The following is a 12,103-nucleotide window of genomic DNA, read 5'->3' as shown; positions in this document are numbered from 1 at the left end:
GACCCGGTGCTCCGCCGGTCCTGCTCGTACAGGGACGGACGCCAAGCCGGTCGGCCGGCAGCCGGGGTTCTATTGGCGGCTCGCCGACGCTGGCTTGCGCGTCATGCGGTTCGACAACCGGGACAGCGGCCGCTCCGAGCGCTTCCCCGGGCGGCCACACCCTCACTGAGATGGCCGACGATCTCGAATTGGCTCAACCAGCCTCCTTCTCGCGCAGCGCTCGACGGTCTCCGTTGGCACCGTCGGCGTCGTCGACCGCACTGCGGCCTTTGACGAGCTTGAGTGGTAGCGTCCGCATCGTGGGTGGAGCTCCGTACCGTTTCGACGGATTCGAGCTTGATACCTCCTGCTACGAACTCCGACTCGCGGGCGACCGCATCCCGCTCGAGCCTCGGGCGTTCGATGTCCTCCATTACCTGATCTCGCATCGCGACCGGGTCGTGTCCAAGGAGGAGCTTCTCGACACGGTGTGGGGCGATCGCTTCGTGAGCGAGGCGGCGGTCACCACGGTGCTCCGGACCATCCGCCTGGCGATCGGTGATGCCGGCAAGGAACAGCGACTGATCCGCACCGTCTATCGCCGCGGCTACCAGTTCATCGGGACGGTCATACAGACGACGGCCGGGGCCGGGCCGGAGTCAGAACGTGACATCGCCCTACCTGCTCGGCTGGCGGCGTCCTCGGGTCTGGGGTTCTCCGGCCGAGAGCGCGAGCGCGCGGTGCTCGCGGACGTGTGGAAGGAGGTCATCGCCTCGGGACAGCGCCGGACGGTATTGGTGAACGGAGAGGCCGGGATCGGCAAAACGACGCTGTGTTCGGTGTTCGCGGCTACGGCGCAGCGCCAGGCGGTGGTGCTGTACGGGCGTTGTGATGAGGAGTTGTCGATTCCGTATCAGCCCTGGCGGGAGGTGCTGACCAGTCTCGACCACGTCGTCCCCGACGTCCTCGCCGGTCGCCACGAGGCACTCGCACCGCTGCTGGGTGGTGCGGGCGCGGTGGACCTGGAATCGGACTCGGCCCGTTTCGCGCTCTACAGCTCGGTCATCGACGTATTCGACGCCGTAGCGGTACGTGGAAAGCCGGCACTCGTCGTGCTCGACGATCTGCATTGGGCGGACGTGCAGACGCTCGCACTCTTACGCCACCTTGTCGCGCAGGCCCTGGCGACACCGGTGCTGGTGATCGCGACGTTCCGGGATTCCGATATCGACGCCTCGCATCCGCTGACCGCGTTGTTGGCCGCGACCCATCGCGAACCGGGCACCACCCGGTTGGCCTTGCGTGGCCTCGACGACAGCGAGGTGCTCGGCCTCCTGGAAACAGTCGCGGGCCACGAGATGGACCACGACGGCCTCGCGCTCCGGGACGTGTTGCGGGCCGAGACGGAAGGCAATCCGTTCTTCGTCACCGAGATCCTCCGGCATCTCACCGAGACCGGAGCCATCAGCCAACAAGACAACGGCCGCTGGGCGGCTCCGGCCCACCTGCAGACCCGAGGGCTGCCCGTCAGCGTCCGCGAAGTCGTGGGCCGCCGCGTCCAGCGCCTCGGACCCGAAACTCGTAGGGCACTCGACACCGCATCGGTCATCGGTCGGGATTTCGAGCTCGGCCTGCTCGCCGAGCTGCTCGGCGAAGACCCCGCCCGAACGTTCGAGCGCCTCGCGCCGGCCGTGGACAATGCGCTCGTCACCGACACCGTCGGGCAGTTCGCCTTCACCCACGCCATCGTCGCCCACACCCTGTACGCGGAGCTGAAACCCACCGCGCGGGCGTTCGGCCACCAGGCGGTCGCGGTAGCGCTGGAGCGACGTTGCGGCCACGACGCGGGCGAACGGGCCGGCGAGATCGCCCACCACTGGCTCCACGCCATCGCCCCCCAAAACCGCGTCAAGGCCGCCGAGTACGCCCAGCGAGCGGGCGACTACGCGCTGGCCCACCTCGCACCCGACGAAGCGCTCACCTGGTATCGCCAAACCCTCGGCCTCCTCCCGGCCGGCCCCACGACGCAGCACTGCGAAACCCTCGTCGGCCTCGGAACCGCCCAACGCCAAACCGGCGACCCCGCACACCGCGACACGCTCCTGCAGGCCGGCCGCCTCGCCATCGACCTGCACCACGACGACCTCCTCGTCCGTGCCGCGCTCGCCAACAACCGCGGCGAGGTCAGCCGGTTCGGGACGATCGACGACGAACGGATCCAGATCCTGCAACGCGCGATCACAGTGCGGCCCAGCGGGCCCGACGGCGCGCACCTCCAGGCGATTCTCGCCATCGAGATCCACGGCGTGTCCGACGAACAAGCCGAAACGGCTGCCTCGCGCGCGCTGACGCTCGCCCGCGAGGCCGCCGACGACCGCACCATCGCACACGTCACGCGCCTCGCCGAAAGCGCGCTGCGTACCCCGGACGCCCTCGAACGCCGCGAGCAGCTGCTACACGAAGGCATCGCCGCCGCGGAACGCACCGGCGACCCGCAGCTGCGCGGCATGCTCTCGATGTCCCACCACGAAATCGCACTCGAACGCGGCGACCGGGACGCCATGAACCGGGAGAAACACATCCGGGACGCGTTCGCCAGGCGCAGCCCGGAACCATACGTCCGCTGGACCAACCTGCAAACACAGTCGATGCACCAGTTCCTGGACGGCGACCTGAACGCAGCCGAAGCCACCGCCCATGCGGCATTCGAGCTCGGCGTCGCCACCGGACAACCCGAGGCGTTCTTCGGCTACGCCGGCCAGATCTTCCAGATCCGCCGCGCCCAGGACCGCCTCGCCGACGTGGCCGAGGCCCTCGAGCAGGTCCTCGAAGAGAACCCCACGCTGCAGGTCTTCCGAGCCGGTCTCGCCTACACGTGGTACGAGCTCGGCCGCGAACCCGATGCCCGAACACTCACCGACTCCCTCGACGTCACGGCCGGCAGCGCACCCCAGTTCTGGTCGACGACCCTGATGCTGTGGGCCGAGCTCTGCCACAGGCTCGCCCTCCCCGCACCCGCATCCCAACTCGTGCCGATCCTCAATGGCTGGCGAAACCAGATCGCCAGCACCGGCGCCACCACCGAGGGTTCCATCGCCCACGGACTCGGTCTTACGCTCGCCACCCTCGGCCGCACCGATGAAGCAGCCGCCGCCTACGACCTCGCCCTCACCGTCAACCGCCGCCTGCGAGCACCCCTGTTCGTCGCCCGTACCCAACTCGCCTATGCCGAACTGCTCGCCGGGGCCGAACCCGACCGGGCACGCACTCTCGCCACCGACGCGAGGGCGATCACCGACCAATTCGGCTTCGCCCGCATCAACCGACACACCGAGCAACTCCTCGAACGCCTCCCCTGACACAAGAGACTCGATAGGAAGTACCGGTGGCGAACCTCGGGGCGGGAACCGAGGGCACCTCATGTTCGACCTTCCGTGGGTCCGTACGTCCGTTGAGCAGGTGTCGCCGAGATCCTGCTCGGCGGCCCACCGAACCGGACCTGCCCGATTTCCGTGGCATCTGGTTTCAATCGGGAGGCGGTTGCGGGGCTACGCCGAGTGGCGACCCCGATGCCGTGATGGTGACATCGAGTACGTTCGATCATCGGGGAGCGTATGCCCACTGCGGATGGATCAGCGGCGCGGTCACCGCATCCGCCTGCGGTGGAACAGGCCCGCGCTGGTGTCCGCGCCTGGGTTCGTGAGGCCCGCCGGCGCACCGGCGCCGGGATCCGTACCGCCACGCCGTACGGAATTCTGGCGTTTCTCACCGCTTCGGCGGTGGTTCCGGTGGTCGGTGCCGGTCGGGGTTCGTCCGAGGCGGTCGGGGCCGCGCTCAACCAGCTGGGCGGCATGGGTGGCAACTTCCTGTCCGACACGCTGAGCGGGGTGGCGAACCGGCTCCGGGAGCGCGATACCCCGCCCTCGCCGGGTGAGGGGCGAGACGCCGTGGCGCAGGCGCTGCTGGCCGCCGATGGGAACGGGCCGAGGGGTTGTGCGCGGACGTGGGCCGGCTGCTGCGCGAGGTGGACGCGGTCCAGATCGCGCTGTTGGCCTCCGTTGAGGCCTGCAGGACGCGCTGGCCGGGGCGTTCCAGGCCCTCGGCTCCGGCGCGGTATCAAGGCCACGATCTCCGAGCCCGTGGACCAGGCGGGGCATCGGCTACGCCGCGCTGTGGCGGGTGGCCGGCCACCCGCTTTCGATCGCGAGATCTACAAGCAGAGGTCCGCGGCAGAGTGCGGTATCACCCACCTGAAGCGACCCCGTGCCATGGCTACCCGCTCCAACAGGCTAGCGGTGCGCAATCTCGCGACCGTCCGTGTCGCTGCGATCGGCGAGTGGCTCCGCTGACTTTCCAAACACCCTAGCCGTCAATTGACGCTCGGCTCGGGCCGGCGCCACACCTGGTAGAGATCGGCGCCGGTGCCGGTGCCGAAGACCCGCAGGACCCGGTCGGCCCGGACGTAGCTCGAGATCTCGGCGGTGACGTCCTGCAGGACGGCCGCTGCGGTGACGACCACCGGCAGGCGGCCGGCGTCGAGGAACAGATCGAGGGCGGCCTGCCAGTGGCTCGCCGCGCCGCGGTGCCGGACGTGCATCGCGACCACGTCGTGCCGGGGCAGCCGGCCGCGCAATCCCGTGATCATGTGGTGTTGCGCCGGGTAGGCGCCGGCGGCCACGCCGAAGACCACCAGCAGTTCGTCGGCGACGGCGAGCCGGGCCAGGCTGGCCAGCACCGAATCGTCGGCGGCGTCGCGGTCCTCCAGCACCGCGACGGTCGTCGTCGCGCCGCCGGAGGCCCAGCCGTCGAGGTCGGCCTGCACCCGCCACCACGCCGCCTCGGGTTCGCGTACGACCATCGGCGCCGTGCGCGTCGCCTGCACCTGGCATTCCTTGCGGCTCCCCGGGATCCGCCGGGTGGCCGGCCTGCCGTCGCCGCGAGATACCGCCGGCGACCGGCGCTGAGAGATTCGTTGCCAGATCACGATGCCACCTTTGTGTAGTCACCACGGCGCGTTCTACGCACGGTGACCAAGCCTGCACGTTGGATTCCATTGCCGCCAGACCCAAGCTTGTCCGCACACATGTGGCGTCGTTGCACCCGGCACCGATCGTGGATGACCTGGACAGAGGCCCTTTCGGACATTTGTGTCCGGCCTCTGCCCGGGGTCTTGTACACCCCTGAGGTGACGGGGCCACGCCGGACGGTCCCACGGGCGTGCAGGCGCCTCATGACGGATCGACCGGGTGGGGCGGCTCCATGTACGCATTGTGCCAGCGGGGACAACAGCGAGCGCAGTCAACCCGGATAACCTCGGACAGCTCTGTACAAAGATGGCGGGCGCGCCCCGGAGGCCGCAGCAGACCAGGGTGAGCAACGTACGGTCGGTCGCGACGGCGGCGATGACACGGCCGCGGCGTCAGCGATCCGGGCCCGGTTGGACACCAGCCAGCCGTGGCTGGGATCTTCTGCGCGGCTTCGATCATCAGGGCAGAGCCCCTGCGTCGTCTCCTGGCGTGTTGCCCGGCTCCCGCTGCGCTCGGTTCCTGGATTGGGTCGGTCCAAGCTGTGGTCTGCGCTCGGCGACGCCGCAGCGCGGAAGTGGAGGATTCACGCCGCGAGCCTCAACGGCGTGGCCGGGTCGGGTCCGTACGCTTGGCGGGGCGGCTGCTGGGCCGCATCGCGCGATCCGCAATGCGGGATACTCGGTGGGCCGTGTGCCCGGCGCCATCGGCCGCGGCCATCCACCAACCATGTGAGACGGCCATCGGCACCCGCCGCTCGTCCAGCAGCCGCCACAACTTGACGCCGCAATCTGCGCACCGGCCGTGCTGGACAAGAACACCGCACGGGTGAGTCGACTCGCTGACCACGACCACCGGGCCGCCGCACCACACACATACGACACCTCGAGCCGCGTCCACCAGCCGACCGTAGGCGTTGTCTGCTCGTCCGGCGGGGTGTCGTGACCGTGACGTCGGGGAACCCGCCTAGCGCGGCATCGAACGCGGCGGCGTCGAGGGCGGCGATGACGTGCCGGCGGGCTCCGTCGGTCAGGGCCTTGACCCCAGCCCAGATTGGAGCCGTTGCGGATGGGTGGATTCGGGCAGGCTCGTACCGCTGGGCCGGCGAAGGGGCTGGCCCGCTACCGGATCTCGTACTGTTGGATCTCGATCTGCCTGACTCGGATGGGCGTGCCGTCCTGCGGTATCTGAGTGACCATCCGTCGTTCGCCGGCATACCTGTCGTCGTTCTCGCCCGCGGGTCTGATGAGGAAGCTCGGTTGCGGGCGCAGCGGCGCGGGGTCATGCGGGGTATGAGTTCGCACCCGGCCACTGGCCTTCGCCTCCGTGCTGAATGCTCTTGTGGAGGCGGCGGGAGAGGCGTCTGATGCGGAGTGGCAGCGGCGGTGGGAGCAACTGTGTGTCGCCGACGGCGATGAACCGCGACCGGCTTGAAAGCGGTTGCAGGCCGCCCCAGATGCCTCATCGGGTGTAGATGTGCATCTTTTCGACGCGTGACTGAATGTCCGGCCGGGCCCCGGCTCGTGGCCCGTAGCGCGGGAGGCGGGCACCGCCGTCGCCGCCGCTGTTGCGGTAAGAAGCGTGGCTGGCGGTGCCCGCCCACCCTTCGATCGGATCAAACCCGGACGCTGTCCGGGATCGCGGCCGTGGGCGGGCAGACATGCCGGCCTGCGTGGTTCAGCGCATTGCCGCGAGCAGGTCCCGGCACGTCGGCATAGTGGTCAGGTCATCGATGGCCTCCGGGAAGGCATCGGTCGACGTCGTGGTTACCCGCGACCGGCGCGGCTATACCGTCGGCGCCCGATTGCCACGGAACTGTCGTACCCGGAAAGGGCGTCATCGCGGGTCGCGGCCAGGTACGCCTCGAAGTACACCGCCGATACCGGGCCGGTGCCGCTGTAGGTGTCGGGCAGACCCAGCAGCACACTCAGCGCTTCGTCCGTGCTGCCCGCGCTGGCCAGCACGGGGCTTAACTCGTCCACCACAGACCGCACCGTTCCCAGACAGCCTCGATCAGCAGGGCTCGGACCGACGCGAAGCGGCTCGAGTCACCGCCCGCGCCGAGTGGCGGTTGCCGCGAGGGCTCCCATGACAAGTACCACGACCAGCAACGCCATCCCGACGAGGCGGGGCAGCCTCTGCGCCACGGCGGCTCCAGCGGTCCGGTGCCGTCGGATGCACGGCCGGCCCGTCCAAGGACTCGGCCACCGCGATCGTCGTCTCGCCGCAGGGGTGTCGATCGGCCGGTGATCAGCTGGCACGGTATGCCCCGGCAGCCTGCCGGCGTATCGTCTGCGAGGCGACCGCCAGATCCGAGAAGGTGCGGAACGCCGTTTCCAACCGCATGGTGTGCAGGACCGTTAGCACGAACCGCGAGGGCGCGACCAGGTCGAACGTCGCTTCGCGCTGCCTGGCCCGCTGTCTCGCCCGCACCAACAGACCCAGACCGGATGAGTCGATGAACCGGACGGCGTGCAGATCCACCACGATGTGCGGGTATGACGCTGCGGCCTCCATGAGGTCGCCGCGCAGGCGCTCGCTCAGGTCGGCGTCGAGGTCGGTCAGCGGTGTGATTACCAGGACGCCGGCGTCGGCGCCGGTCCGGATGTCGTACGACGCGCTGTGCACTCGTTCCTCCCGCGTCGGCGCCGGCGGCTGGGCTGGTGTGCTCAGGCTGCATGGCGGGCAAAGGTGCGTTCCCGTGGCGAACGGCGATCCGGTCCATCCCCGCTCGGCGACGAGCGGCCACACCAGGTCGCTGTCGTGCAGAGCCTCGCCGGCGGCGTCCTCATGTCCGCACTGGTCGCAGATGAGGATCTCGGCGCTCGAACCGTCCACGACGACCGTCATCGAGCACCGCCCACGTCGTGCCGGCCCTCCGATGGGCGTGGTTCGGCTGTCGTCACGACCAGGGTCACCGCGGCCCCGGCGAAGACGACCTGCAGGATCACCTCCATGGGGCTGACGCCGGAGGCGTCGATGCCGGCCAGGCGGCCGATCACGGTGCCGAGGACGGCGGCGCCGACGGCCAGGGCCAGCGGCACCCAGAAGGGGATACGCCGGCCTGTAGGGAGGGTCCATCGGCCGATGAGGCCCAGGAGGGTGCCGACGGCCACGGCGGTGGCGAGGCTGCTGACGGTCATGAGCGGTGTCCTTACGGCGCGTGTCGTCCGAGCTTCCTCCGAGCGTGCCCAGTCGATGCGGCGGGACCTGCCCGGACATATGACAGTCGGGTGACAAAGTTGCCGGCGGTGGCGGGTGGCGTGTCCCCGGGGCGGAGCCGGGGCATCATGCGGGGTATGAGTTCGGTACTGCTGATCGAGGACGACGACCGGATCCGGCTGTCGCTGACCATGGCGCTCGAGGACGAGGGGTACACGACGCGAGCTGTGGCGACGGCCGAGGAAGGTCTGGCTTTGCAGCGCAGCAAGCCGGCGGACACCGTGCTGGTCGACCTGATGCTGCCGGGCATGGACGGTTTCGAGTGCATCCGGGAGCTGCGCCGTGACGACGACGTGCCGGTGATCGTGGTCAGTGCCCGCGACGACACCCACGACATCGTCGCCGGGCTGGAGGCGGGCGCCGACGATTACATCGTCAAGCCGGTCGCGGTCAAGGAACTGGCCGCCCGCTTGCGGGCGTTGCGGCGCCGGGCTCGTCCCGCGGCGGCAGCGCTGACGGTGGTGGCCTTCGGTGATCTGGAGATTCTGCCGGATGCCGGCGAGGTCCGCCTGCACGGCGACCCCGTGGCGGTGACCCGGACGGAGTTCCGCCTGCTGTGCGAGCTTGCGGAGCATCCCGGCCAGCTGTTGTCGCGGCAACAGCTGCTGCAGCGGGTGTGGGGGTACGAGATCGGCGACGAACGCCTCGTGGACGTGCACGTCGGCCGGCTCCGGCACAAGATCGAGGACAGTCCGGGCACGCCGCGGCACCTGGTCACCGTGCGGGGCCTCGGTTACAAGCTGCAGCGATGAGGGTAGGGCTGCGGACGCGGGTCAGCGCGGCCTTCGCCATCGGTGCGCTGCTGCTGTCCGCGTGCGCGTCGATGGTCTCCTATGAGCTCGCCCGCAGCACCCTGATCCGGGAGCGCGAGCGGACCGCCGTACGCGCGACGTACTTCGACGCGGCTGTGGTCCACGCGGGCCTGCCACAGAACTCGTCCGACATCGGGGAGACTCTGCGCTCGCTGGACACCGGCGCTGACCGGTACGTGCTGCTGCATCGTGACGGGCAGTGGTATTCCCGCGGTGCGGACCCCTCGGCGGGATCCGCCGTACCCGCGGCCCTGCAGGAGATGACCGCGCGGGGCGACGCCGGCGCCCAACGCATCCGCCTCGACGGGCACGCTGCGCTGGTCGTAGGGATCCCGCTGTCCTCCGGCGTCTTCTACGAGGTGGTCGCGCTGTCGGAACTGGAACGCACCCTCCAGTTGCTTGCTCTCGTGCTGACCTCCGTGGCGGTCATGGTGGCGGGCGGCGGCGCGGCGGTCGGGTGGTACGTCACCCGCTACGCGCTGCGCCCGCTCACCGCCGTCGCGGACGCCGCCCGCAAGATCGCCGACGGGGATCTCAAGACTCACCTCGACCCCGACACCGAGCCGGACCTGGCAACGTTGTCCGTCTCGTTCAACCACATGGCGGACCAGCTCGCCCGCCGCGTCGAACGCGACCGCCGGTTCGCCGCGGACGTCAGTCACGAACTGCGCTCGCCGCTACAGACGCTGTCGGCGGCGGTCAGCGTCCTCGACCGGCGCCGCGACGGCCTCGACCCGAAGGCCGCCGCGGCGATCGGCCTGATCAGCGACGAAGTCGGCCGCTTCCAGGACCTGGTCAACGACCTGCTGGAGCTGGCCCGCAGCGACCGCCCGGCGCACCGCGAACCGACCGAGATGCGCGAACTCGTCGCGCGGGCCTGCCACGCCCGGGGCCTGCCGGAGGACCTGCTGGAGTTGGCGCCGGCCACACCGACGGTCTGGCCGGTGGACCGCCGACGGGTGGAGCAGGCTCTGGGCAATCTCCTCGACAACGCCGTGCGCTACGGCGGGGGACCGGTCACGGTGCGCCTCGCCCGTACCGATGACCGGTATGTCATCGAGGTGGACGACGAAGGCCCGGGCGTCGCCGAGGAGAACCGCGCGTCGATCTTCGACCGATTCGTACGCGGCCCTGCCGCGAACGCCCGCGGCGATGGCGACGGCACCGGACTCGGCCTGTCGATCGTGGCCCGGCACACCGCCGCCCACGGCGGCACGGTCAGCGTCGCCGACCGCCCCGGCGGCGGCGCCCGGTTCCGGATGGAGTTCCCATGACATCGCTGACCCGGCTCGTCGGCCGCTTCACCACCGGACTGGTGACCGCGACGCTGATCACGTCCTGCGGCCTACCGGCCGACAGCGAGCCGCACCAGGTGGATCTGCCCCGGCGCGCGCTGACCAGCGCCGCTGCCGGGGCCGCGGCCACGGATCCACCTGGCGAGGCAGCGGAGGTACTCTGCCTGGTCCGCGACACCCAGCTCGTGCAGACGGTACGCCGGGTGAACGTGCCACCCACCGCCCAGCGTCAGGCGGAGCATCTCGTCGCCGGGCCCACCGAGGCCGAGCGCGGCAACGGGCTGACCACCGCGCTCGCCACGACGGCGATCCGGGTGGCCGTTCCCGCCGGCAGCACGCAGGCCCAGGTGGAAATCGCCGAGACGGACGAAGGAAACGCCCGCAGCGATGAGACGATCGCGTACGGCCAGATCGTCTGCACCTTGACGGCCCGGGCGGACGTCGACTCCGTCGTCTTCACCCGCGAGGGCGAGGTGCTGCAGGTGCCCCGAGCGGACGGGTCATTGTCGCGCGGGCCGCTGCGCGCCGGTGACTACGCGAGTCTCGTCGCACCGTCATGATCCGGCACCACGACGTGGTCATCACATTGTCATCCCGCCGCGCACGACCTGCCACACGGACAGGCCACCGTGGGGATTGACGCGGCTCACCCAAGGCGGGAGTTGGCATGATTTTCTGGTGGTACACCGACTGGTTCAACGGCCCAGCGTACGCGGGGCAGCGGCGGACGGGTCACGCCCGCCACGACCTGAACCCGCCGGGCCCGGTGCAGACGTCGCCGGGGCTGAGCCGTGACCAGGGGCTCCTGATCGCCGTCGCCGAAGCGCTGCTCGATGACCCGGCATTGACCGGCGGCTACATCGACCTCAGCGTGCAGAACGGCGTGGTGATCCTCGACGGCGAGGTCGACACGCAAGCGACCCACACGGCGGCCGTGGCGCAGGCCTGGTCGGTTGCCGGCGTGGCAGACGTGTGCGACGCCCTGGCGTTGCGAACAGGCGAGGGACGACAGTCACGGAACTGAGACATGTCTGTGCGGTTTCCGCCGTGGCGGCGACCTACGGTCGCGCCATGAGGCGGCGGATCACGTGGATGGCCTATTTCGCGGCTGCGGCGGCGCTGACCCTGGTCCTGCTGGTCGGCTGTGCCGGGCGCCTGGACCCGGTGGAACCCGGCGATGGGGACGTGAGCGGACCGGAATGGCAAGTGACTCCACGCCGAGGTGTGGGTGCTGCCGATACCACCCATCTCGCGCGGCTGACCAGCGTCACGGTCGAAGATCACGACGGGTTCGACCGCCTGACGGCCACGTACGCGGGTCAGCGACCCGGCTACTTCGTGGCTAACAGCGGATCCGAGGCGGACGAGGACAGCCGGACGACGCTGCGCATCGTTCTGGACCATGTCACCGGCCACACAGGCCGCGAACTCGGTCCCGACCTGAAGACCATCCAGGAGGTCCACCAACATCCAGCCGTTGGGCAGGTGATCGAGACGACGGTCCGCGTCGCCGGTGCCGGACCCGGCATGGCTCTGCCCTTCCGAGTCGGGCTGTCCACCGGGGGCTTCTACGTGGATGTTGCCCATGCGGACCGGCTGACCGTGCCGGTCCGGCAGACCGAGAGCTGACCCGGTCACTGGCGGACAGACGGGTGCCGGTGGGTCGATGCGCCGAAGCCCTCGCGCAACGACATTGGCATGCTGTCGGAGCGTGCGACCCGGAGCGCGGCGACCGAGCAGGACGAAGCTCACGTGTCAGAGATCTCGGGAA

Annotated in this window: 10 protein-coding genes; 6 read left to right on the top strand and 4 right to left on the bottom strand. The window is 70.0% G+C overall.

What is annotated here, in order from left to right:
* Positions 1–170 precede the first annotated feature (170 nt).
* A complete protein-coding gene (locus ACIBSW_RS12475; RefSeq protein WP_354717617.1) occupies positions 171–3,338 on the top strand; it encodes an AAA family ATPase in 3,168 nt (1,055 codons plus the stop codon).
* Positions 3,339–4,348: 1,010 nt separating this feature from the next.
* On the opposite strand, the gene ACIBSW_RS12470 is transcribed toward ACIBSW_RS12475, so the two are convergent.
* The 4 genes from ACIBSW_RS12470 to ACIBSW_RS12455 all read right to left on the bottom strand — a co-directional run bounded on the left by ACIBSW_RS12470 (position 4,349) and on the right by ACIBSW_RS12455 (position 8,146).
* Positions 4,349–4,861 (bottom strand): hypothetical protein, encoded by a 513-nt coding sequence (locus tag ACIBSW_RS12470; protein ID WP_354717619.1) that lies wholly within the window; start codon positions 4,859–4,861, stop codon positions 4,349–4,351.
* A 1,908-nt stretch (positions 4,862–6,769) separates the two neighbouring features.
* Positions 6,770–6,988 (bottom strand): hypothetical protein, encoded by a 219-nt coding sequence (locus tag ACIBSW_RS12465; RefSeq protein ID WP_354717621.1) that lies wholly within the window; start codon positions 6,986–6,988, stop codon positions 6,770–6,772.
* Between the two features lie 265 nt (positions 6,989–7,253).
* Entirely contained in the window at positions 7,254–7,853 is a 600-nt protein-coding gene (locus tag ACIBSW_RS12460) for an STAS domain-containing protein (RefSeq protein WP_354717623.1), read from the bottom strand.
* The gene (locus tag ACIBSW_RS12455; protein WP_354717625.1) at positions 7,850–8,146 is read right to left on the bottom strand and encodes a hypothetical protein; all 297 of its coding nucleotides are present in this window, start codon (positions 8,144–8,146) and stop codon (positions 7,850–7,852) included. The genes ACIBSW_RS12460 and ACIBSW_RS12455 overlap by 4 nt, the downstream gene beginning before the upstream one ends.
* Before the next feature lie 156 nt (positions 8,147–8,302).
* On the opposite strand from ACIBSW_RS12455, the gene ACIBSW_RS12450 reads away from it, so the two are divergent.
* From ACIBSW_RS12450 to ACIBSW_RS12430, 5 genes are all read left to right on the top strand, one after another.
* Entirely contained in the window at positions 8,303–8,977 is a 675-nt protein-coding gene (locus ACIBSW_RS12450) for a response regulator transcription factor (RefSeq protein ID WP_354717626.1), read from the top strand.
* Positions 8,974–10,311, top strand: coding sequence for a HAMP domain-containing sensor histidine kinase (locus ACIBSW_RS12445; RefSeq protein WP_354717628.1), 1,338 nt, complete (start codon positions 8,974–8,976; stop codon positions 10,309–10,311). The genes ACIBSW_RS12450 and ACIBSW_RS12445 overlap by 4 nt, the downstream gene beginning before the upstream one ends.
* Positions 10,308–10,892, top strand: a complete 585-nt coding sequence (locus ACIBSW_RS12440; RefSeq protein ID WP_354717630.1) for a GerMN domain-containing protein — start codon at positions 10,308–10,310, stop codon at positions 10,890–10,892. The genes ACIBSW_RS12445 and ACIBSW_RS12440 overlap by 4 nt, the downstream gene beginning before the upstream one ends.
* A gap of 107 nt (positions 10,893–10,999) precedes the next feature.
* Positions 11,000–11,356, top strand: a complete 357-nt coding sequence (locus tag ACIBSW_RS12435) for a BON domain-containing protein (RefSeq protein WP_354717632.1) — start codon at positions 11,000–11,002, stop codon at positions 11,354–11,356.
* Between the two features lie 47 nt (positions 11,357–11,403).
* The gene (locus ACIBSW_RS12430) at positions 11,404–11,961 is read left to right on the top strand and encodes a hypothetical protein (protein WP_354717634.1); all 558 of its coding nucleotides are present in this window, start codon (positions 11,404–11,406) and stop codon (positions 11,959–11,961) included.
* The last annotated feature ends 142 nt before the right edge of the window (positions 11,962–12,103 follow it).

Source organism: Actinoplanes sp. NPDC049668 (assembly GCF_044465445.1).
Lineage (GTDB): Bacteria > Actinomycetota > Actinomycetes > Mycobacteriales > Micromonosporaceae > Actinoplanes.
Note: the sequence above shows the minus strand (reverse complement) of the source record. Positions and strands in the feature narration are given on the sequence as shown.

Coding starts and splice junctions, on each gene's coding strand:
- ACIBSW_RS12460 (WP_354717623.1), bottom strand. CDS start 7,853: ATGACGGTCGTCGTGGACGGTTCGAGCGCCGAGATCCTCATCTGCGAC.
- ACIBSW_RS12440 (WP_354717630.1), top strand. CDS start 10,308: ATGACATCGCTGACCCGGCTCGTCGGCCGCTTCACCACCGGACTGGTG.
- ACIBSW_RS12455 (WP_354717625.1), bottom strand. CDS start 8,146: ATGACCGTCAGCAGCCTCGCCACCGCCGTGGCCGTCGGCACCCTCCTG.
- ACIBSW_RS12450 (WP_354717626.1), top strand. CDS start 8,303: ATGAGTTCGGTACTGCTGATCGAGGACGACGACCGGATCCGGCTGTCG.
- ACIBSW_RS12445 (WP_354717628.1), top strand. CDS start 8,974: ATGAGGGTAGGGCTGCGGACGCGGGTCAGCGCGGCCTTCGCCATCGGT.
- ACIBSW_RS12475 (WP_354717617.1), top strand. CDS start 171: ATGGCCGACGATCTCGAATTGGCTCAACCAGCCTCCTTCTCGCGCAGC.
- ACIBSW_RS12435 (WP_354717632.1), top strand. CDS start 11,000: ATGATTTTCTGGTGGTACACCGACTGGTTCAACGGCCCAGCGTACGCG.
- ACIBSW_RS12430 (WP_354717634.1), top strand. CDS start 11,404: ATGAGGCGGCGGATCACGTGGATGGCCTATTTCGCGGCTGCGGCGGCG.